The organism is Deinococcus sp. (genome assembly GCF_030523985.1).
In the GTDB taxonomy this organism is placed as follows: domain Bacteria; phylum Deinococcota; class Deinococci; order Deinococcales; family Deinococcaceae; genus Deinococcus.
Genome location: NZ_JAUNHK010000012.1, coordinates 20,465 through 39,410, shown reverse-complemented (window position 1 = coordinate 39,410; position 18,946 = coordinate 20,465). Strand labels below are relative to the sequence as shown.

Annotated in this window: 23 protein-coding genes and 4 tRNA genes; 9 read left to right on the top strand and 18 right to left on the bottom strand. The window is 64.6% G+C overall.

Annotation, left to right across the window (positions count from 1 at the left end; translation table 11 throughout):
- Positions 1–107: 107 nt before the first annotated feature.
- The 3 genes from Q4C89_RS03625 to Q4C89_RS03615 all read right to left on the bottom strand — a co-directional run bounded on the left by Q4C89_RS03625 (position 108) and on the right by Q4C89_RS03615 (position 2,140).
- Positions 108–1,190, bottom strand: a complete 1,083-nt coding sequence (locus Q4C89_RS03625) for an NADH:flavin oxidoreductase/NADH oxidase (RefSeq protein ID WP_303101240.1) — start codon at positions 1,188–1,190, stop codon at positions 108–110.
- A 71-nt stretch (positions 1,191–1,261) separates the two neighbouring features.
- The gene (locus Q4C89_RS03620) at positions 1,262–1,891 is read right to left on the bottom strand and encodes an LON peptidase substrate-binding domain-containing protein (RefSeq protein ID WP_303101239.1); all 630 of its coding nucleotides are present in this window, start codon (positions 1,889–1,891) and stop codon (positions 1,262–1,264) included.
- Positions 1,892–2,063: 172 nt separating this feature from the next.
- Positions 2,064–2,140 (bottom strand) — tRNA-Pro (locus Q4C89_RS03615).
- 124 nt (positions 2,141–2,264) lie between these two features.
- On the opposite strand from Q4C89_RS03615, the gene Q4C89_RS03610 reads away from it, so the two are divergent.
- Positions 2,265–3,500 carry an aminopeptidase gene (locus Q4C89_RS03610; protein WP_303101238.1) on the top strand — a complete coding sequence of 412 codons (1,236 nt, stop codon included), beginning with the start codon at positions 2,265–2,267 and terminating at the stop codon, positions 3,498–3,500.
- 66 nt (positions 3,501–3,566) lie between these two features.
- On the opposite strand, the gene Q4C89_RS03605 is transcribed toward Q4C89_RS03610, so the two are convergent.
- The 5 genes from Q4C89_RS03605 to Q4C89_RS03585 form a co-directional block, all read right to left on the bottom strand.
- A complete protein-coding gene (locus Q4C89_RS03605) occupies positions 3,567–4,868 on the bottom strand; it encodes an aminotransferase class I/II-fold pyridoxal phosphate-dependent enzyme (protein ID WP_303101237.1) in 1,302 nt (433 codons plus the stop codon).
- A gap of 131 nt (positions 4,869–4,999) precedes the next feature.
- A tRNA-Arg gene (locus tag Q4C89_RS03600) sits at positions 5,000–5,076 on the bottom strand.
- Positions 5,077–5,097: 21 nt separating this feature from the next.
- Positions 5,098–5,190, bottom strand: a tRNA-Ser gene (locus tag Q4C89_RS03595).
- A gap of 28 nt (positions 5,191–5,218) precedes the next feature.
- Positions 5,219–5,306 (bottom strand) — tRNA-Ser (locus Q4C89_RS03590).
- 72 nt (positions 5,307–5,378) lie between these two features.
- Positions 5,379–6,665, bottom strand: a complete 1,287-nt coding sequence (locus tag Q4C89_RS03585) for a nitrilase-related carbon-nitrogen hydrolase (protein ID WP_303101236.1) — start codon at positions 6,663–6,665, stop codon at positions 5,379–5,381.
- 155 nt (positions 6,666–6,820) lie between these two features.
- Between Q4C89_RS03585 and Q4C89_RS03580 the strand changes: the two genes are divergently transcribed.
- The 7 genes from Q4C89_RS03580 (at position 6,821) to Q4C89_RS03550 (ending at position 11,743) form a co-directional block, all read left to right on the top strand.
- Positions 6,821–7,306 (top strand): hypothetical protein, encoded by a 486-nt coding sequence (locus Q4C89_RS03580; protein WP_303101235.1) that lies wholly within the window; start codon positions 6,821–6,823, stop codon positions 7,304–7,306.
- A 3-nt stretch (positions 7,307–7,309) separates the two neighbouring features.
- Positions 7,310–8,077: a LamB/YcsF family protein gene (locus Q4C89_RS03575; protein WP_303101234.1), complete on the top strand. Its 768-nt coding sequence runs from the start codon at positions 7,310–7,312 to the stop codon at positions 8,075–8,077.
- Between the two features lie 374 nt (positions 8,078–8,451).
- Positions 8,452–9,012 (top strand): hypothetical protein, encoded by a 561-nt coding sequence (locus Q4C89_RS03570; RefSeq protein ID WP_303101233.1) that lies wholly within the window; start codon positions 8,452–8,454, stop codon positions 9,010–9,012.
- Positions 9,009–9,530, top strand: coding sequence for an ATP/GTP-binding protein (locus Q4C89_RS03565; RefSeq protein ID WP_303101232.1), 522 nt, complete (start codon positions 9,009–9,011; stop codon positions 9,528–9,530). Before Q4C89_RS03570 ends, Q4C89_RS03565 begins: the two co-directional genes overlap by 4 nt.
- Positions 9,527–9,904, top strand: a complete 378-nt coding sequence (locus tag Q4C89_RS03560; protein ID WP_303101231.1) for a roadblock/LC7 domain-containing protein — start codon at positions 9,527–9,529, stop codon at positions 9,902–9,904. The genes Q4C89_RS03565 and Q4C89_RS03560 overlap by 4 nt, the downstream gene beginning before the upstream one ends.
- Before the next feature lie 30 nt (positions 9,905–9,934).
- The gene (locus tag Q4C89_RS03555; RefSeq protein WP_303101230.1) at positions 9,935–10,408 is read left to right on the top strand and encodes a hypothetical protein; all 474 of its coding nucleotides are present in this window, start codon (positions 9,935–9,937) and stop codon (positions 10,406–10,408) included.
- A 255-nt stretch (positions 10,409–10,663) separates the two neighbouring features.
- A complete protein-coding gene (locus Q4C89_RS03550; protein WP_303101229.1) occupies positions 10,664–11,743 on the top strand; it encodes a PilT/PilU family type 4a pilus ATPase in 1,080 nt (359 codons plus the stop codon).
- A 16-nt stretch (positions 11,744–11,759) separates the two neighbouring features.
- Here Q4C89_RS03550 and Q4C89_RS03545 read toward each other — a convergent pair whose 3' ends face one another.
- From Q4C89_RS03545 to Q4C89_RS03535, 3 genes are all read right to left on the bottom strand, one after another.
- The gene (locus Q4C89_RS03545; protein WP_303101228.1) at positions 11,760–12,500 is read right to left on the bottom strand and encodes a PrsW family intramembrane metalloprotease; all 741 of its coding nucleotides are present in this window, start codon (positions 12,498–12,500) and stop codon (positions 11,760–11,762) included.
- Positions 12,501–12,503: 3 nt separating this feature from the next.
- Entirely contained in the window at positions 12,504–13,004 is a 501-nt protein-coding gene (gene ruvC / locus Q4C89_RS03540; protein ID WP_303101227.1) for a crossover junction endodeoxyribonuclease RuvC, read from the bottom strand.
- Between the two features lie 67 nt (positions 13,005–13,071).
- Entirely contained in the window at positions 13,072–13,491 is a 420-nt protein-coding gene (locus Q4C89_RS03535; RefSeq protein WP_303101226.1) for an iron-sulfur cluster assembly accessory protein, read from the bottom strand.
- A 126-nt stretch (positions 13,492–13,617) separates the two neighbouring features.
- Between Q4C89_RS03535 and Q4C89_RS03530 the strand changes: the two genes are divergently transcribed.
- Positions 13,618–13,893, top strand: a complete 276-nt coding sequence (locus tag Q4C89_RS03530; RefSeq protein WP_303101225.1) for a DdrH — start codon at positions 13,618–13,620, stop codon at positions 13,891–13,893.
- Between the two features lie 61 nt (positions 13,894–13,954).
- Here Q4C89_RS03530 and Q4C89_RS03525 read toward each other — a convergent pair whose 3' ends face one another.
- The 7 genes from Q4C89_RS03525 to Q4C89_RS03495 form a co-directional block, all read right to left on the bottom strand.
- Positions 13,955–14,146, bottom strand: a complete 192-nt coding sequence (locus tag Q4C89_RS03525) for a hypothetical protein (RefSeq protein WP_303101224.1) — start codon at positions 14,144–14,146, stop codon at positions 13,955–13,957.
- Between the two features lie 67 nt (positions 14,147–14,213).
- Positions 14,214–15,542 (bottom strand): cytochrome bc complex cytochrome b subunit, encoded by a 1,329-nt coding sequence (locus Q4C89_RS03520; RefSeq protein WP_303101223.1) that lies wholly within the window; start codon positions 15,540–15,542, stop codon positions 14,214–14,216.
- The gene (locus Q4C89_RS03515; RefSeq protein ID WP_303101222.1) at positions 15,539–16,213 is read right to left on the bottom strand and encodes a Rieske (2Fe-2S) protein; all 675 of its coding nucleotides are present in this window, start codon (positions 16,211–16,213) and stop codon (positions 15,539–15,541) included. Before Q4C89_RS03515 ends, Q4C89_RS03520 begins: the two co-directional genes overlap by 4 nt.
- Positions 16,214–16,250: 37 nt before the next feature.
- Positions 16,251–17,126: a cytochrome c gene (locus tag Q4C89_RS03510; protein WP_303101221.1), complete on the bottom strand. Its 876-nt coding sequence runs from the start codon at positions 17,124–17,126 to the stop codon at positions 16,251–16,253.
- A 178-nt stretch (positions 17,127–17,304) separates the two neighbouring features.
- Positions 17,305–18,144 (bottom strand): serine hydrolase, encoded by an 840-nt coding sequence (locus Q4C89_RS03505; protein WP_303101220.1) that lies wholly within the window; start codon positions 18,142–18,144, stop codon positions 17,305–17,307.
- A 16-nt stretch (positions 18,145–18,160) separates the two neighbouring features.
- Complete coding sequence (locus Q4C89_RS03500) at positions 18,161–18,412, bottom strand: hypothetical protein (protein WP_303101219.1); 252 nt, start codon at positions 18,410–18,412, stop codon at positions 18,161–18,163.
- The coding region (locus Q4C89_RS03495; protein WP_303101218.1) for a response regulator transcription factor at positions 18,405–18,946 on the bottom strand (542 nt) is incomplete at its 5' end. The genes Q4C89_RS03500 and Q4C89_RS03495, both read right to left, overlap by 8 nt.

Sequence of the window (18,946 nt, the reverse complement as noted above, 5' to 3'; positions counted from 1 at the left end):
GACCGGACGCTGCATCTGCTGGACGGCAGGTTGGTGGAGGGATAAGGGATGAGGGCCGAGGGGAGGGCATTTTTTCCCTCAACCTTCGACCCTCTTCCCTCAGCCCCTCACCACCCGGCGCGGGCGTACTGCTCTGGCAACGTCGGCTTCAGGCCCAGTTCACGGGCAGCCCGCTGGGTCCAGTGGGGGTCGCGCAGGAAGGGGCGGCCCAGCGCAATCAGGTCGGCGTCTCCGGCTTGCAAAATCGCTTCGGCCTGCTGCGCCGTTTCAATGAGGCCCACCGACATCACCGCAATCTCGGTTTCGGCGCGGCTGACTTCGGCGGCAAACGGCACCTGATAGCCGGGGCCGACCTCGATTTGTTGGGCGGTCGTCAGGCCCCCGCTGCTGATGTCGAGTACGTCCACGCCTTCGTATTTCAGCAGTTTGGACAGTTCTACCGTCTGCGCCACGTCCCAGCCGCCTGCGGCCCAGTCGGTGGCACTCAGGCGCACGAAAAGCGGCAGATGTTCGGGCCAGACGTGGCGCACCGCCCGCACCACGTCCAGCAGCAGTCGGGTGCGGTTTTCGAAGGAGCCGCCGTAGTCGTCGGTGCGGCTGTTGGACAGGGGCGACAGGAACTGGTGCAGCAGGTAGCCGTGCGCGGCGTGAACCTCCACCGCGTCGAATCCGGCCATCTGGGCACGGCGGGCGGCGGCGGCGAAGGCTTCGACCACGCCCGCGATGTCCTCGGCCCCCATCATGCGGGGCGTCGGGAACAATTCGTGAAAGCTCTGGGTGTCTGGGCCGACCACTTCCCAGCCGCCATTGCCCACTGCCACCGCGCCCTTGCCGCGCCCCGGAGCGTAGGTGCTGGCCTTGCGCCCGGCGTGGGCGAGTTGCACGCCGATTTTGCCTCCATGCCGGTGGATGAAGTCGGTGATGTGGCCCAGCGGCACAATCTGGCGGTCATCCCACAGGCCCAGGTCTTCGGGGCTGATGCGGCCTTCGGGCGAAACCGCCGTGGCTTCGGCCAGAATCAGGCCCGCGCCGCCCAGCGCGAACTGGCCGAGATGTACCAGATGAAACTCGTTGGCGAGGCCGTCCGTCGCCGAATAGGTACACATGGGCGACACGACCACCCGGTTGGGCAGCGTCAGGTCGCGCAGTTTGACAGGCTCGAACAGTTTGGGAGGAGTCGTGGCGGTCATGGCCCGAAATTTAGAGCATTGAACGCCAGTGCATCGCTGTTTATGCCGCCTGGGGTGGCCTTATCGTCCCCTTAATTCAGCAAGTGCGTCGAGCCACACGGCAGCGCACCCAGCAAGCGCTCCAGCCGCCGCGCCAGGGTGGGCTCACCCAGGGCGGCGTTGCAGTCGGCCCGGTTGGCCTCATAGCCCTGAGCGAGCAGCAGACCGGCGGCGTAGCTGGCGAGCAGCAGCGGTTCCTGGGGAGCGTCTTGCGCCAGAAAGGCCGCCCGTGCGGGCCAAGTGCGCTGAAGCCCGGCCAGAAGCTGCCGCGCCCGCAATTCGGTCAGGTCGTGGTCTTCCTCCGGCTGGGCCAGGGGCCACGTCTCCAAAATCCCGCTGAGGTAAGGCTGCGACAGGTCGAACTCCTGCACGCGGAAGCGCTCGCCTCCAGCCACCACCACCGAACTGGTGCCGTCCTCGTGGGTCTCGGCTTGCAGCAGATGAGCGAAACTGCCCACCCGTGAGGCCCGTTCGTGCAGAGGCAGCGCACTCTCGCGGCTGCTGCGCTCGATACACATGATGCCGAAGGGTTGCCCGGTCTCCTGCACCCGTCGCAAAAGGGCACGGTAGCGCTCCTCAAAGACATAGATCGGCAGCACCTGACCCGGAAACAGCACGGTGGGCAGGGGAAACAGGGGGCAAGGGTCGGCAGAGTTGGGCATGGCAGCAGCGGAGTTGATCGGAGACTCGAGCCACAATCGCGTGTTTGCGGGGGAGCGTTTGCCGCTCCGAATACGATTGTCCGTGGCTTTGTGGGTCAGCTTACGCCCAGGCTGCGCCGATTCTTGCACCACAGACCAAAAAAAACTTCCCCCATCAGGAGGAAGTCTTTGCTGGTCGAGGCGGCGAGATTTGAACTCACGACCCCTACCACCCCAAGGTAGTGCGCTACCAGGCTGCGCTACGCCTCGTCACACCAGCGGGGAGAATAATAGGGGTCTGGTGGGCGTTCGTCAAGGGGCGTGCCGGATCCGGCGGGGAAGAAGGGCGCTCCGGAGTAGCCGCTCCTGCCGGGAGGGCTTTATGCTGCTGGGTATGACCCTAAATTTTGAGCAGAAGTTGCAGAACTATGCCCGCCTGGCCGTGCAAGTCGGTCTGGGCGTCAAGCCGGGGCAGCGCGTGCTGGTGCAGTCGCCTGTGGACGCCGCGCCGCTGGCCCGCCTGATTGTGCGCGAAGCCTACGCGGCGGGCGCGGGCTTCGTGGACGTGCGCTGGGACGACGACGACGTGCAGCTGGCCCGTTTCCAGCTCGCCCCCGACGGCACCTTCGACCAGATCAGCAAGTGGCGGGTGGACGCCGAGATCGAAACCGCCGAGGCGGGCGGCGCGGTCATCGCCATTCGCGCCACCAACCCCAACCTGCTGGCGGACGTGGACCCCGAGCGCGTGGCGACCCACCAGCGGGCCTGGGCGAGCTACCGCAAGCCCTATTCCTCACAGGTGATGACCAACCGCATCAACTGGAACCTGGTCAGCGCCCCCATTCCCGGCTGGGCCACGCTGATGTTCCCCGACGCCACCGAGCAGGAAGCGATGGAGAAGCAGTGGGACGCGATTTTTGCCGCCACCCGCGCCGACCAGCCCGACCCCGTGGCCGCGTGGCACGAGCATCTGGCGAACCTGAAACACCGCCGCGAGACCCTGACGGGCAAGCAGTACAGCGCCCTGCGCTTCCGGGGCGGCGAAACCGACCTGACTGTGGGCCTCGCCGACGACCACATCTGGGGCGGGGGCAGCGCCGAAACGCCGGGCGGCATCACCTTTACCGCCAACATCCCCACCGAAGAAGTCTGGACGGCCCCGCACCGCGAACGGGTAGACGGCGTGGTGGTCAGCACCAAGCCGCTGTCTTACGCGGGCACGCTCATTGACGGCATCCGTATCGAGTTCAAGGACGGGCGCATCGTCAGCGCGAGCGCCAAACAGGGGGAAGCCGCCCTCCAGAAGATGATCGCCACCGACGAGGGCAGCCACCGCTTGGGTGAAGTGGCGCTGGTGCCGCATTCCAGCCCCATTTCGCGCAGCGGCCTGTTTTTCTACAGCACCCTCTACGACGAAAACGCCGCTTCTCACATCGCCATCGGCGCGGCCTACCGCTTCAACCTTCGCGGCGGCATCGACATGACCAACGAGGAATTCGCGGCGGCAGGCGGCAACGACAGCCTGACCCATGTGGACTGGATGATCGGCAGCGCCGAGATGGACGTAGACGGCATCACCAAGGACGGCAGCCACGAAGCGGTGATGCGCGGGGGCGAATTCGTGATTTAGGCCGATGGCAAATGGCAGATAGCAGATGGCTGACCCGCATGAGCCATTTGCCATCTGCTCTCCGCTCTAGAGCGCCTGCTCGATGTCCTCCTGCAAGTCGCGCAGCGCTTCCACGCCAACGCTCATGCGGATGGTGCCGGGGGTGACTCCGGCGGCGTGGCGGGCGTCTTCAGGGATGCGTCCGTGTGTGGTCGTCCAAGGGTGAACCACCAGCGTCCGCACGTCGCCCAGATTGGGGGCGATCCGCAGCACCCGCAGCCGCGACAGGAAACGGGCCGGGTCGTCCACCTCGAACGTCAGCACCGCTCCGGCCCCGCGTGGCAGGTAGGTCTGCACCAGCGGATGACTGGGGTGGTCGGGCAGCCCCGCGTAGCTGACCTTGCCTACCTTTGGATGCTGGCTGAGCCACTCGGCGAGGGCCTGGGCCGTGTTGCATTCGCGCTGCAACCTCAGCCCCAGCGTTTCCAGCCCCTGAGCAATCAGGAAGGCGCTGTGGGGGGCCAGGGTCATGCCCAACTGGTGCGCCCCGAACCAGCGTTGCCGCCAAGCCAGTGCGCCCTGACCACGCTGGGCCAGCAGGCTCTGCTCGGCACCGTCGCTGTAGATGGGGTTGCCTTCGAGCTGATGCCGCCCGCCCACCGTGACGCTGCCGCCCATCACGCTGCCGTGACCGCCCGCCCATTTGGTGAGCGACTGCGCCACGATGTCGGCCCCGTGCCGCAGCGGTTGACAGAGGTAGCCTGTGCCGCCGCAAGTGTTGTCGATGGCGAGCAGTGCGCCGCGTGCGTGGGCCACTTCCGCCAGCGCCGAAATGTCGGCTACGTCGCCCGAAGGGTTGGAAATCATTTCGGCCCAGACCAGCCGGGTGTTTTTCTTCATGGCGGCGCGGATACGCTGGGGGTTGTTGGGCACCAGTGTCGTCTTGATGCCCATCAGCGGCAGGATGTTGTTGAGCATCCCCGTACTGCCCCCGAACAGGCTGGAGGTCGCCACCACATGGTCACCAGCGCGGCACACGCTCATGATGGCGGTGAGGGTGGCGGCCTGCCCACTGGCGAGGGCCACCGTCGCCGTGCCGCCTTCCAGTGCTGTCACCCGGCCTTCGAGTGCGCGCACGGTCGGGTTCTGAATGCGGGCGTAACTCAGGCCCGCGTTGTCCTGAAATTCCTGCTGGGCCTGCGCCAGCGTCTCGAACTGGAAGGCAGCGGCAGCGTGGATAGGAAACCCGATGGTTTCGCCCAGACCGCGAGGAATGCCGCTCTGCACGGCCGTGGTTTCGTAGTCCCAGGTGGGAAACGAAAAGTCGATGTCCGGGGCAGAGGAAACGGCGGCGTCTTCGGAATGCTCGGGCGGCAGCGGTTGGCTCATGGCCCTACCCTAGCGAGGAAGGGAAGCGGCTGCATGGGGATTGCTTAGGTGCGGCGCACGCTGGCCCGGCTGGGTGGACGGCAAGGGGCCTGCCATAGGAAAAAGCCCCGCGCTGGGCGAGGCTTTTTTGGTGGTGTACCCGAAGAGATTCGAACTCCTGGCCTTCTGATCCGTAGTCAGACGCTCTATCCAGCTGAGCTACGGGTACACACTTGGGTTGGGTACTGCTTGGCGGAGAGGGCGGGATTCGAACCCGCGGTACACTTTTAAGGCGTACGAGCGTTTAGCAAACGCTTGGTTTAAGCCGCTCACCCACCTCTCCAGGTTGTCATGTGCCTCTTGCGAAGCTTTGGCGAGGGGTGAGGGATTCGAACCCCCGGTAGGTTGCCCTACTACGGTTTTCAAGACCGTTGCCTTCAACCACTCGGCCAACCCCCCTGACTCGGCGGGTGCGCTCTCGGCTGTCCGTCTCAAGCGCGAGAGGAAGTATAGGGGTGACCCCCAATCTTGTCAACGCCTGCCCGTCTGCGGTCGGCGGCGACGCGAGGTCAGGCCCGCCAGACCCAGCAGGGCCGTTCCCACAATCATGGTCGTGGCGAGCTTGGGCTGTTTTTGGGGGAACGTCGCCTGCCCGTCCAACCAGGCCCGCAGCGCCTCCTCGTGGGGCGTAGGGACAGGGGTGGGCACAGGCGGGGTGTCGAGGCGCAAGTCGGCGCTCAGCACCGTTTCCAGGTAAGCGTTTTCGCGGGGGTGACCGCTGCCTGCGGCGAGATGCCGTCCCAGTTCGCGGAGTTCTTCAGGCGTGCCCTGCGCGACCCAGGGGGCCAGCGCCAGAAAGCCGGGGCGGGGGTCGGTCAGCACGTAACTGCGCGGCTCTGGGGCTTCCTGCGCCGGGCCAGTGATGGCGCTTTGCCCGTCAAACGTCAGGTTCAGCAGGTTGCCCACCACCATCGGGTTCAGGGCGTAGCGTATACGGGGGCTGTGGGCTGTGACCTGCCAGCTCGATTCGAGCCACGCCACCGGCTGGTCACGCACCTGTGCCGGGTTCGGCGGCAAGCCTTCGGGGGCCGTCCAGGGCGAGGCGTTGGCGTCGGGTTGCAGCAGCACCGTGCAGCCCTGCGCTTCGAGGCGACCAATCACGTCTGGTCGGAAGGCGTCCAGGCTGATGGCTACCCCCAGGTCACCCACAGGTGTCGGAAACACGCGCAGTTCGGACAGGTCGCCCGGCGACAGGTTCACGCCCTGCGCTTCCTCGGCGGGGGTGAGGTGGACTTTGTCGGTGCAGCCGATCAGTTCACCCTGCGGCCCGAAAATGACAGTTTGATTGGTCAGGACGCCGGGGTCGCGCCGCAACTCTGTTCCACGTAAGCGGTAGCGCGGCATCGGCGTGGAGCCGCAGCACAGGTAGACCCCGAACTCCTGGGCCAGTTCGCGACAGGTTTGCAGATAAAGTCGCGTGTTGCGGTCACTCTCCGCCAGTTGCAGTGCCCGAATAGGGGAGACGCGCTCGCGCCACAGCACGGGCAGCACCCGGCCCAGTCGGGCGAGTATGAGTGCAGCGGCGGCCCGCTCGAAGGTGCCCAGCCGAACAGCCCAGCCCGCACCGCGCAGCACCAGCGGCAGCCCGTTGAGTTCGGTCAGGACGACCAGATTGGGCCTGTCCGGGGCCAGATGGGGCTGACAGGCCAACAGTTGTGAGCGCATCCACTTCCGAAATGCCTGCTCGCTGACAAAGTCACTGGCCCGCCACTTGGGTTGGGGCACCACGGCCCGGAAGCTGCGCGTCACGGAAGACATACCCAGATGCTAGCGGGCGCGTCACCTTTAGCTGGGAGCAAGCCCGGATACATTTTTCGTCCCGACAGACGTGAGACGGTAAAGGTATGAAGGACCATGAGAGCCAACGAACAGGGGCAGGCTGGTCAGGTCGGGTGAAAGGGCTGGCAGACCGGGTGAGTCCCCATCTTCAGGACGTGACCAGCGGCTGGCGTGACCGGGCGCAGCAGGTGCGGGGCGGCTGGCACGACCGGGCCGAGCAGCGCCTGGAAGACCTGATCGAGCAGCGCCGCCGTGAGCGGGGCGAGCAGCTCCCGCCCGAGGTCGGGGCCGCCCTGGATGTTCGCCGCCAGGAGCGCGAGAAGCGGGCCAGAGAGCTGCGCTGGCGTGGAGAGGTGCTGGCCCAGGCTCAGACCGCCGAGGAACGCCGGGTGCTTCAGCGGGTGCTGGGCGCTTCTGCCGAGGCTGACCCAACCGCAGCGAAGGTGGCCCCACGCTACACCACCCTGCTGGACACGCTGGCCCCAGGCGGCGAACCGGAGCGCGAAATGGCGGTTCACCGGGCCATCTGGAGCCTCGCTGAGCGGCGGGTGCTGGCGGTGTCGCCTCACGGCGAGGTCAGGGCGACCTTCGTTTCTCCCGGCCCCGAGCCTTTAGACTGAAACGTGTTTTCCAAGACGGCTCCCTCTCCTGTCCTGGACCTGAACGCCGACCTGGGCGAAGGCGGTTTTCAGGATGAAGCGGTGCTGCGCCACGTCAGCAGCGCCAGTATCGCCTGTGGGGGACATGCGGGTGACGCGGCGACCATGCGTGAAAGCCTGCGGCTGTGTGCCATGTACGGTGTGGAAGCGGGAGCGCACCCCAGTTTTCCCGACCGCGCCAACTTCGGGCAGCAGGCCATGAACCTCCCGGCAGTGGAGGTGATGGCCCTGGTGCGCGAGCAACTGGAGCAGCTCAAGGAAATTGCCGACGAGGTCGGTGTGACCCTGTGTCATGTCAAGCTGCATGGAATGCTCGCTACGGTGGCCACTCAGCAACCGACAGTGGCGCGGGCCGTGGCGCAAGCGGTCCATGCGGCAGAGTTACACCGCGTCTATGTGCGGGCTGGAACCGACTGTGAACTGCGGCGCGAGGTGAGCGCTCTCGGCCTGGAAGTGGTGGCTGAAGGCTTTGCCGACCGGGGCTATGCCGCCGACGGCACGCTCCTTCCCGATCCCCATCCCCAGGCCATCTTGCCTTACGAGCGTTCGCTGGCCCAGGGCCTCGACATCGGGCTGCGGGGCACGGCGCGGGCCGTGACGGGTGAACTGGTCAGCATTCCAGCGCAGTCGCTCGGCGTGCATGCCCACCTGCCCGAAGCTCCCCGGCTGGTGCGCGACCTGAGCGCGGCCCTGCGGCAAGCCGGAATACGCCTGGGTACCTCGTGCGCTTAATCGGCGCGGGTTCTCCGGTCTCGCTGGCGTTCGGTGGAAGCCAAGACTCTCGCGAGGAACAGACATGAGAGACAGAAGGTTATGCCAGGGCAGTCACCGAGGCTGCAAGGAAGGGCGGGGGCGGGGACGTTCGCCGCCGTCAACAATGTCGAGTTTTGCCTCAGCATGTGAAGGGGCTGTTTAGAGAGAGAAGTGTAAGAGCCGTTCTATTACATTGCCTACCGGGTAAACCAGGGGCCGCATGCGACCTGTTGGCTAGGCCCAGATAAGGCAGAAAGGCGGGATGATAAACCTTGGCCATCTACGGTGATTTTGAATACCACGCATTCAACGACATCATAAAAGTTTTGCAGCGTCATACCGGGGTGCTTTTCATGCGCACTGCCCTGGGCGGACGCAGTGTCGAACTCCACCTCCAGCAAGGAACCCTTCACGCGGTCTTTATCGACGGGTTCCCGGTCAACGAGCCGCTCCGTGTGCGGGATACCGTTCGCCACCTCGTCAGCGGTGCCCGTGGTGAATACAGTTTCGAGGCGGGGGCCATCAACCACCACCTCTCGATTCCGATGAACGACCTGATACGCGAGGTGCTGAGCAGCAGCGACATCCCCGAGCAGCAGCTTCCTCATCAGGACACGCGCTTTGAGGTGGTCGGGAGCGCCCACGCCGTTCAGGTGCCCGACGCCCTGCGGGCCAGCTGGAACTCGCTGTCGCCGCTGCTGCGTACCGGCGCTTCGGCCAATGACATTTCCAGCCAGTTGCGGGTCAGCCTGCCCGAAGCGCGTGCGGCGCTCTACCGCCTGCGTGCCGCCGGGCTGATTACGCCCCAGCGCGCTGCCGCCGCTGCTCAGGCGCAGGGCACCGCGCAGCCCGCAGGTCCTGTTCGCCGTCTGCTCAATGCTCTGCGCCGTTTGACCGGAGGAAGTGCCGCATGATTCCTATGAAACTCGTTGTCTCCGGCCCGGTCGGTGCGGGGAAGACCACCTTTGTTCAGACCCTTTCCGAGACTCCTGTGGTCAGCACCGAGGCAGAAGCCACCGAAGATATCGGTAAAGCCACCACCACCGTCGCTTTCGACTTCGGCACGCTGGTGCTCGACGGAACCGAGCTGCATCTCTACGGCACGCCCGGTCAAGACCGCTTCGACTTCATGTGGGACGTGCTGTGCGAAGGCGCACTGGGGCTGGTGCTGCTGGTGGCGGGCGACCGTCCTTCCGACTTCCTGCACGCCCGGCACATCCTGGAATACATCACCAGTCGCAATCCGGTGCCCTTCGTCGTGGGGGTGACCCGTCAGGACTTGCCCAACGTCTGGACGCCCCAGGACATCGCGTCTTACTTCGACCTGCCGGTTGGTCAGGTGGTGGGCCTGCAAGCCACCTCCTCCGACAGTGCCCGTCAGGTGCTTATTCGCCTTCTCGAATCTCAACTGTCCAGTAAGGAGTCCGCATGACCGCCCCCGTCAGCAAGCAGGAACAACTTCAGGCCACGCTCCAGAGTCTCCGAACCTCTTTGCCCGAGCTGCGCGGCGCACTCGTGGCGACGGTGGACGGCCTGCCCATCGCCCAGACCTTCAGCGACTCGACCGACTCCAACCGCGTGGCGGCCATGGCAGCGACGGCCCTGGGTCTGGGCAAGCGGATCAACGACACCCTCGGGACGGGCGAACTGACAGAAATGTCGGTCAGCGGCCTCGACGGTCAGGTCTATGTCTACGCCACTGGGCGCAAAGGGGTGCTCGCTGTCGTGACGCCGTCTGGAATGAATCTGGGCCTCCTTCACATGGAAGCCCGCGACGCGGCGCGTACCGTCGCCCTCGTGCTCTGAGCCTGAGCCTAAGGCTGTCAAAAAAGGAGAATGCCCATGAGCAAAGATATTCGTTCCAACCTCGGTGATTTCAGCTCGGTCGTGTGCTTCAAGGCCGTGATTACTGGCGTCGAAGACACCCTCGGCCCAGATGGAGCCGCCGTCGTCTTCACCCGTGCAGGCAAAGTGCGCGGTCACGCCCTCGCCAACGAACTTGGCGTGGCGGGCAGCAACGTCCCCGTCGAGAAGATGGCCGACCTGCTCAATGGGGCCATCGGTGAGCAGGGAACCCGTCTGACCGGCGTCAAGAGCGTGACCAAGGAAGGCGACAGCTACATCGTCGACTGCTTCGACACCGTGTGCAGCGCAGGCGAACCCCAGGGCAGCGACCGCAAGTGCACCTTCACCCTCGGCGCGGTGTGGGGCGCTCTGGAAGCCATCACCGGCGAGATTTTCATCGGCGAACAGACCGAAAGCGTCCTGCGCGGCGGGCAGTACGACCGCTTCGTGTTCAGCCCCCTCTGAAGCCGAAGTTCGGCTCTTAGGGCCTGACACTTTCAAACAATCTGATCTGAGTCGCTGAAGTGAGGCGGGGTGTGGGTTCGTTGACAGTGGACACCCCGCCTTGGCCTTTTTCATTAGGCGATCCGTAGCTTTTTGCCTGCTGGAAGAGATAGGCAGCATGGCCTGTCAGCGACTCGACTCCCCAGCAGTGGCTGTCCAGCTTGCATGGTTGGCCGGGCGCCCCAATGTGGAGAACTGCTCTAGACTCCAGAAGATATGAGCGTCCTCAACGGTCTTCTGAGTGCCCTGGTCAAAGAAGGAGCCAGCGACATCCACCTGCGGGCGGGCACGGCCCCGGCAGCCCGCGTCAACGGAGTCATCAAGCGGTTCGGTGACAGTCGCCTGACCCCTGACCACATGGTGCAGTTCACCCGCGAGATGCTGCCCAGCCCCTCCATGTGGGACACTTTCATGGCCAAGCGCGAGGCCGATTTCGCGTATGGGATCGCCAGCATAGGGCGCTTCCGAGTCAACGCTTATTTTCAGCGTGGCTCGATTGGTCTGATTATGCGCGTCATCGAGGAAAAACCCATTCCCAGCTTCAGCCAATTGGGATTGCCGGACGCGGTCTTCAAGGAACTGGCCGAGCACGAGCGTGGCCTGATTCTGGTGACTGGGCCGACCGGAAGCGGCAAGACGACCACGCTGGCGAGCCTTATCGATTACATCAACGCTCACCAGCCGGTCAACATCGTGACCCTGGAAGACCCCATCGAAGTGCTGCACCGCGACAAGATGGCCCTCATCAACCAGCGTGAACTGGGCATGGACACCCTCGGCTTTTCTAACGGGCTGCGGGCCGCCATGCGGCAAGACCCCGACATCATCCTGATTGGCGAGATGCGCGACAAGGAAACGGTGGAAGCGGCGCTTTCGGCGGCCCAGACCGGGCACCTCGTGCTCAGCACGCTGCATACCCAGGACGCGATTCGCTCGGTCAACCGCATCATCGACTTTTTTGCCCCGCATGAGCGCGAGCAGATTCGCATGGCGCTGTCCGAGAGCATCGTCGGCATTGTCAGCCAGCGTTTGCTGCCGCGTAAGGGCGGGGGCCGGGTCATGGGCATGGAGGTCATGCTGGGCACCCCGACCATCCGCGAATGCGTCAAGGACCCCGAACGCACCGACGAAATCAAGCAGGCGCTGATGGAAGGCGGAGTGCGGGGCATGCGGACCTTCGACCAGCATCTGGTGCAACTCGTTCTAGACGACCAGATGACGCAGGAAGACGCGATGGCGTCGGCCACCAGCCCTCACGAACTCAAGCTGATGCTGATGAAGGCGCAGTATTCCTGAACCAGATAGGCGCGGGTCAGTCCTGCTCGCCCCGCTCGCTGCGCCCGGCCCGCCAACGCTCCAGCGAAGGCAGCGGCGAGTGTGAGGTCGGGGGACGACCCGTCAGCACCAGGTCACGGGCGGCGGCCTCGTAGCTGAGGTAGTAGCGCCACGCGAGCATCGTCATCAGCCCCACCACGCCGATGAGGGCCAGCAGCAGCACCCAGCCCTCGCCGCTGGTCAGCACCCCGTTGAAGACGAAGTGCAGGGCGATGCTCAGGGCCAGGCCGCGCCGCCGCCACCTGTGCCCTCGCCCATTCCAGTGCCCTCCCAACGCGTAGCCTTGCGGGGCGCTGAAAAGGGCGTGTCCCAGCGTCGCCAGCAGCGCATGCCAGGCGGCGGCCTGTGTTCCGAACCCCAGGGTGTAGGTCACGTTCTCGACCAGGGCGAATCCCAGCGCAGCGGTCACGGCGTAGACCAGACCGTCCATCGGCTCATCGAAGGCCGATTCGGTCACCGCTGTATGGGCGGCGGCGAACTTGCTGCTTTCCTCGAAAATGGCGGTCAGCAGCGCCACCAACAGCACGCTCAGCGGCAGCGGACTGCTGAGCAGGCGGCCCAGACTGGCCTCGAAAGACGCCGCCACCAGCCACGCGAACATGCCCCAGGCGAAGGTGCGGGCCAGCAGCCAGAACGGCTCGGGGTGTTGGTCGCGCCGCACAAAAAACCACAGCCACCCCAGGGTGATGGCGGCGGAAATCAAGAGTGACAGCAGCATGGGTCAGGAACGCAGGGCGACAGCGGCCCGCGACTGCATCGGCACATGGGCCAGGTGGGTCAGGGCCAGCGCCAGGGCGTCGGCGGCGTGGTTGTTGAACAGTTCGCGGATGCCAAGTTGCGCCTTGACCATGTAGATGACCTGTTCCTTCTCGGCGCGGCCCGCCCCCACCAGGGTCTTCTTGACCTGCATAGGGCCATAGGCGTGAACTGGAACCCCCGCCTGAGCGCAGGCCAGTTGTACGACTCCGAACGCCTGCCCCACCTTGAAGGCCACATCCGCCTGCTTGCGAAGAATCTGGTCTTCGATGGCAACCGCATCGGGTCGGTACTCGCCCAGCAGCCGCGTGACCTCGTCGTGCAGGTAGTGCAGGCGGCGCGGCATCAACCAGGCGCTCTCGGTGGTCAAACAAACGTGATAGAGGTGCTTGGCCCGCCTCGCGTCGCCTTCAATCAGTCCCAGGCCCAGATTCGCCAGTCCAGGGTCAATTCCAAGCACAACCATGCGCGGCAGCATAGCAGTGCGGGCCAGGGGACAAACTGCCCCGGCCCGCGCTCGGCGCTACCGCGCTTCAGCCGCCGCAGCCGCCGCTGCCCTCACCGTCGGGCGACTGCGCCCCATCGGTGCGGAAGGAGTGACCGCAGCCGCAGCTCGACGTGGCGTTGGGGTTATGCACGGTGAAGCCGCCGCCCATCATGTTCTCCACGAAGTCCACTTCGCTGCCACGCAGCAGTTCGATGCTCATGCGGTCCACCAGCAACTTGATGCCCCGGTCCACCACGATGAGGTCACCTTCAAGTTCGCGGTCGTCGATCGCCATGCCGTACTGATAGCCGCTGCATCCGCCGCTCTTGATGAAGACGCGGACTCCGGCATTTTCCTTGCCGCTGCTCGCCAGGATGGACGCGGCCTTCTGCGCTCCGAATTCGCTGATGGTGATGTCGGGCTTGGGCAGGTCGCCCTGCACGTCGGAATGAGGAATCGCTGTCATGCGTGAAGCGTAACACTATTGGGACAACAAAAAGGTGTGTAAGCCGCCGAAGTCCGTCCTCCGACCTGCCTAAAGACTGCGTTGAGACTGACATTCCTTGAGTCCGGTCGTGTTAAGATTGAGCCTATGCCGAAGTCCACGACCTCGACCCCTGCCAACCCCTACGCCGAGTGGTTCGAGCAACTCCGGGCCGAGTATGGCGAGCAACTCGGAGCCATGCCGTTGCCCGACGGGCTGCCCGAACATCTGCGCGGTCTGATTGAGCGCGGCGACGAAGAAGCCATTCAGTTCATGGTCAAGCTGGCCTGGCAGCTCGGTACCCAGGTGGGCTATGCCGCCGGACGCCGCGAGGAAGGCCGAGTGCAGATGCCCCAGCCACCGCGCAGCAAGGTTCAGGCCTGACCGCCGGAAATCAGAAACAGAAGAAGCCGCTTCCTTTCGGGGCGGCTTTTCACTTTGGTCTTCAATGTGTGGCTGAGCGCCTGACTTCCCAGCACTCGGGCCGTTCCTCTCCAGCAATGAGGCCGTGCGCGGCCAGTTCTTCCAGTGCCAGTCGGGCAAATTCCAGGAGGTGCGCTTCCTGCCCAGGTTGAGGCGTACCTTCTAAACCAAGGCGGCGGGCTTCGCGGGCCAGGGCGAGTAGGGTGGAATCCATCCTGGCAGCATACCCACAAAAAACTGCCCCAGCCGCAAGTGGGCCAGGGCAGCAGCGAGGCTAGGCTTCAGTCGTGCGAGTGAAGGCCGTGGTGCTCGCCGTGAGCGAGTCGCTCGCGCTCGTCGGCTTCACGCAGGGCACGGATGCCACGCACGATCGCCATCGTCAGGAAGTACGAGACAGCGGGCAGCAGGAACACCATGATCCACAGAATCGCGTTGGCGTTGCCCGAGGTCAGCAGACCCGAGGCAATCAGTTCGGGCTTGTACCCGGCCAGCGAGAGCACCAGCATGAACACCAGGAACGCCACACCCGCCGCCAGACGCACCGGATGGTTGGTGGGGTTCTCGGCGTAGTACATGTTCTCCTTGCTGCGGTCGAGCAGGGGCACCAGGAACATCAGGCCGATCGGAATGGCGGGGAAGACCATCGCACCCACAAACTCGGCGTTGATGTGACCACCCAGCAGCTCGAACTCGAAGCCGGGGATAATCGCCAGCGCACCGAAAACCCACAGCAGGTACCAGTCGGGCTTGATGTTGGCAATCGGGGTTGAGCTGGGCGGGCCGAAGTACTCGACGGGGTGAACCGGCACGAACGCGCTGAACAGCAGCACCAGACCAGCAAACAGCAGGGCCAGCAGCAGCATGATGGGGGTCTGCTGGGTCATCAGCGGCACACCGACAATCTTCTTGTAGGCGAGGCGCTTGGCGTACTGGGGCTGGGTGTGCTTCTGCTTGATCATGATCAGCATGTGCGCCCCGGTGGTCGCCAGCAGAATCATGGGCAGCAGCATGATGTGGTAGCCGTAGATACGCGGAATGACCTGTTCGCCGGGGAAGTTGCCCGCAAAAGCCGCTTGCGCCAGCCAGTCACCCACCCAGGGCACCGACTTGGTGATGCCGTAGATCACGCCCAGGGTCTGGTAGGCGTAGTTGTCGTAGGGCAGGATGTACCCGGTCACAGCGGTCAGGGCAGCGAAAATCAGCAGGAGGATGCCGATCCACCAGTTGATTTCGCGGGGCTTTTTGAAGGCACCCGTGAAGTAGATGCGCATCATGTGGATGACGGCAGCCGCGACCATGATGTTGGCGCACCAGTGGTGAATGCGGCGCAGCATGTCACCGAAGGGCATGGCGTTGATCTTGAGGGCCGAGTGGTAAGCCGCCGGAATCAGGTTGGGCTTGTCGGCGGTGCCGGGGTCGAAGGAGTTGACCACCAGCGTGTTGCTCGGCTCGTAGGACAGCGCCAGCAGGATGCCGGTCAGAATCAGGATGACCAGCGAGAACAGCGTGATTTCACCCAGGAAGAAGCTGTGGTGAACAGGAAAGGCTTTACGCAGGAACTTGTCGTTCAGGCGCGAGAGGTGCAGACGTTCATCGAGCCACTGGTTCATGACAACAGTTCCTCCACCTTTTCGGTGTAGTTATGCCAGTCTTCTTCGGTGTTGTAGCCGTAGGGCACCGTCAGGAAAAAGCCGTCCGCGACGATCTTGTCACCGTCGAGCTTGACCGGCAGTTGGGGCAGCGGGTGGGGTGGTGGCCCGCCGATCACCTTGCAGCCCTGCTTGGGGTCGTACTGGCCCGAGTGGCAGGGGCAGTTGCCGATCACCGAGCCGCTCGGGGCAGTGCCGTCGTCCACGTTGCAGCCCGCGTGGGTGCAGCGGTTGCCGTACACCACGATTTCGCCGTCGATGGTGGCGTCGAGCTTGGTCGGCTCCTTGAGTTCGCCTTTGGGGAACTTGTAGACCGCCAGGATGCTGGTGGGGTCGCCGTCACGGAGGACAGGGTCGCCCGTTTTGGGGTCTTTGCCCTGGGGCCAGGCGCGGGTGATCTTCTCGCTCAGGTCAGCGACGGTCACGGGCTGTCCGGCCTTTTCGCCCGAAGCGTGCACCAGGATGTCGCCCTTCATGGGCGGGGCCTTCTTGGGCGTCAGGCGGAAAACGGGGTTGGCCCCGCCCAGCGTGCTGATCAGGCTCAGGCCGCCCACCGCCGCCGAAGCGCCGAGCGCCGTGTTGATGAAGCGGCGGCGCGTGATTTCAGGGTCTTGTTTCTTGTAACGGGTCATCAGTTCAACCTCTCTTGGGCAGATTCAGGGACTGCGCTTACCAGGGGAATTCGCCGGTGGCGTCTTCGACCAGCACTTCGCCGTCCATGAAGTATTTCTTGTAGAGCGCCAGCGACGCCGCGAGGCTCAGAACAATCATGGCAGCGTAAAAGCCTTCTGCCGTCACGTTGGGCGTGACCTGTTCCTTGGCGGCCCAGCCCGCGTAGTCGATGTTCATCTGACGGACGAACAGCACGCTGAACAGGAAGGTCGAGGCGATGGTGGTCACGATACCCAGCATGGCGACCGGGGTCGAGCGCACCTTATGGATACCGGGGTGCAGTTCGGCACCTTCAGCCCAGTAGCTGTAAAGGCCGATGATGCCGTAGGTCAGCAGCACGATAATGAACGTCAACAGCCAGATTTCAGGCAGCTTGATGTGATCGGGCACGAAGCGCGAACGGTTTTTCAGCGCCTCGGGATCCACCTTGCTCTGGCCTTCGGCCACCTTGGCGGGGGTCAGCGGCTCCTCAATGTTGTTGCCCCAGCTGTGCAGGACATAGTTGGCGACAGCGTAGATCTGCTTGTCGTCCAAGCTGGTGCCGTAAGCAGGCATCCCGCCTTTGCCGTTCACCAGAACGGTGTGGACATAGACCGGGTCTTTGAGAAGCTTTTCATTGCCCGCGAGTTTGGGGCCGACGCCGCCTTCCCCGTTGGCTCCGTGACAGCCCTGACAGGCCGGGCCGCCCGCACCCTGATCGTAAATCTGCTTGCCGATGGTCGGGTAATCCTTGCTGATGCTCGCCACCACCGCCGGGTCTACGACCACAGGTTCGGGTGCCGTCTCCTTATTGAAAAGGAAGAGCAGGATAATCCACATGACCGCCGCGCAAAAAAGGGCGACTCCTGGCATAACCGCATCGTTTCTTTCCACTTTTCCTTCTCCCTCGTGAAGTGGCCTTAAGTTTCTGTCCGCTTAAAACGGTGCAGCCCACCTCTGACCTCTGAGTCTTCGGGGCCAGCATAGCACGCGCCAAATGCGTTCCCAGCGGCATTTCCGTCCCCGCAGCGGCGACACTTCGGCAAGCATCATCTTCACCCTGACCGAACGGTTAAATGTCCCCTGTGTGAGAAGCGTGGCCCAGCTCGGCCAAGAGGGGCCACAGCGCCGCGCCCAGTGCCGTCACGTCACGGTTGGCGGGGTGTTCGCGGGGGTCGCTGCCGCCCCGTGAGAGCAGCGCCACCACCAGCGGACGCGGCGTCCAGAGCAGGCCCACATCGTGATGCACCCCCGTCAGTTCGCCAGACTTGGAGGCCACGCGGTAGAGCGGGTGCCCCGCCGCGTCTGCGGGCACGCCGCGCCCAATCAGGTCACGGAGTTGCTGCCGCGCCAGAATGTCCAGCCCCAGCGCCCGCAGGGGTGTGGTCAAGCCCTCGCCGTGCCAGAGCCGCCGCAGCAGGCGCACCTGATCGCGGGCCGTGGTGCGGTTGCGTCCGCCCCGGCGTTGGGCCGCGTTCTGGCGTGCGGGCGGGAGTTGCAATCGTCCGACCAGATGGGTGTCCCGGAGGCCGATGTCACGCAGCCAGGCGTTGAAGTCGTCCTCGCCCAGCCGCTCGATCAGCAGGTTGGTGGCGGTATTGTCGCTAACCACGATCATCAGCGTCAGCACGTCCTGCCAGCTCAGCGCCAGTCCTGGCCCCAGCTCATGCAGCACGCCTGCGCCGGGTACGCGGTCTTCGGCCCGCAGGGTCACACGCTCCGTGAGGTCTAGTGTTCCGGCTCCGGCCTGCTCCAGTGCCCGCAGCAACAGCGGCACTTTGATGGTGCTGGCAGCGGGGAATACGGTGTCGGGCGCGTGGGCATAGAGTTCGTGGCCCCCCAAATCGGTCACCAGCAGCCCGACCTCTCCGGCGAACCCGGCGCGGCGTACTTCGGCGGCAAAGTCGAGCATCAGTTGGGGTCGAGCATCAGTCGGGCAGCTTCAGCCCCGCCAGTCCGGCGAAGGGGTGGGCAGCGGAGATAGGCCGCAGCGTACAAAAGGGCGGCCCCCCGTCCGGCTCGACCCGGTGCGGACAGGTCGGGCACTCGGGGAAGGCCTGCTCGGTGTAGGCGAGGTCGGGTTCGGCGCTGACCACCTGCCACTCGCGCCCACACCCGGCGCGGTAGGTCTGTGGCCCTGCCGGAACGCTTGCTCTGCGCTTGGTGGGGGGCTTAGTCAAGGTTGGCGATACCTTCGCGGATGGCGTAGAGGGCGGCCTGGGTGCGGTTGTTCAGTTGCAGCTTGGTAAAAATCTCGGAGAGGCGGTTGCGTACCGTCTTTTCCGAAATGTCGAGCCGCAGCGCAATGTCCTGGTTGGAAAAGCCCTGGGCCAGCAGTTTGAGAATCATGGTTTCGCGTTCGTTGAGGTCGGCATGCTTCTCGCTGGGCAGTTCCTCGCGCTTGTCGCGGAAGTCGTCGAGGACATTCTGGGCCATGTCCGCGTCGAGCAGTGCCTCGCCGCCTGCCACCCGCGTGATCGCGTCGATCAGGGTTCCGGCGTCGGCGTCCTTGAGGATGTAGCCCCGCGCACCGGCCTTGACCGCCTCGAAGACGTAGCGGTCCTGGCGGTACATGGTGATCATGATGACGCGGGCCTGCGGGTTGATTTCCAGAATGCTCTGGGTCGCCTTGACGCCGTCGAGTTCGGGCATCTGGATGTCCATCAGAATCACGTCGGGCTGGGTGTCGGCGGCGTAGCGCACGGCCTCGCGCC

Bases quoted from the DNA above. Each gene is read 5' to 3' on its own strand.
- Q4C89_RS03625 (WP_303101240.1), bottom strand. From the start codon at position 1,190: ATGACCGCCACGACTCCTCCCAAACTGTTCGAGCCTGTCAAACTGCGC.
- Q4C89_RS03620 (WP_303101239.1), bottom strand. From the start codon at position 1,891: ATGCCCAACTCTGCCGACCCTTGCCCCCTGTTTCCCCTGCCCACCGTG.
- Q4C89_RS03610 (WP_303101238.1), top strand. From the start codon at position 2,265: ATGACCCTAAATTTTGAGCAGAAGTTGCAGAACTATGCCCGCCTGGCC.
- Q4C89_RS03605 (WP_303101237.1), bottom strand. From the start codon at position 4,868: ATGAGCCAACCGCTGCCGCCCGAGCATTCCGAAGACGCCGCCGTTTCC.
- Q4C89_RS03585 (WP_303101236.1), bottom strand. From the start codon at position 6,665: ATGTCTTCCGTGACGCGCAGCTTCCGGGCCGTGGTGCCCCAACCCAAG.
- Q4C89_RS03570 (WP_303101233.1), top strand. From the start codon at position 8,452: ATGCGCACTGCCCTGGGCGGACGCAGTGTCGAACTCCACCTCCAGCAA.
- Q4C89_RS03565 (WP_303101232.1), top strand. From the start codon at position 9,009: ATGATTCCTATGAAACTCGTTGTCTCCGGCCCGGTCGGTGCGGGGAAG.
- Q4C89_RS03560 (WP_303101231.1), top strand. From the start codon at position 9,527: ATGACCGCCCCCGTCAGCAAGCAGGAACAACTTCAGGCCACGCTCCAG.
- Q4C89_RS03555 (WP_303101230.1), top strand. From the start codon at position 9,935: ATGCCCATGAGCAAAGATATTCGTTCCAACCTCGGTGATTTCAGCTCG.
- Q4C89_RS03550 (WP_303101229.1), top strand. From the start codon at position 10,664: ATGAGCGTCCTCAACGGTCTTCTGAGTGCCCTGGTCAAAGAAGGAGCC.
- Q4C89_RS03545 (WP_303101228.1), bottom strand. From the start codon at position 12,500: ATGCTGCTGTCACTCTTGATTTCCGCCGCCATCACCCTGGGGTGGCTG.
- ruvC (WP_303101227.1), bottom strand. From the start codon at position 13,004: ATGGTTGTGCTTGGAATTGACCCTGGACTGGCGAATCTGGGCCTGGGA.
- Q4C89_RS03535 (WP_303101226.1), bottom strand. From the start codon at position 13,491: ATGACAGCGATTCCTCATTCCGACGTGCAGGGCGACCTGCCCAAGCCC.
- Q4C89_RS03530 (WP_303101225.1), top strand. From the start codon at position 13,618: ATGCCGAAGTCCACGACCTCGACCCCTGCCAACCCCTACGCCGAGTGG.
- Q4C89_RS03525 (WP_303101224.1), bottom strand. From the start codon at position 14,146: ATGGATTCCACCCTACTCGCCCTGGCCCGCGAAGCCCGCCGCCTTGGT.
- Q4C89_RS03520 (WP_303101223.1), bottom strand. From the start codon at position 15,542: ATGAACCAGTGGCTCGATGAACGTCTGCACCTCTCGCGCCTGAACGAC.
- Q4C89_RS03515 (WP_303101222.1), bottom strand. From the start codon at position 16,213: ATGACCCGTTACAAGAAACAAGACCCTGAAATCACGCGCCGCCGCTTC.
- Q4C89_RS03505 (WP_303101220.1), bottom strand. From the start codon at position 18,144: ATGCTCGACTTTGCCGCCGAAGTACGCCGCGCCGGGTTCGCCGGAGAG.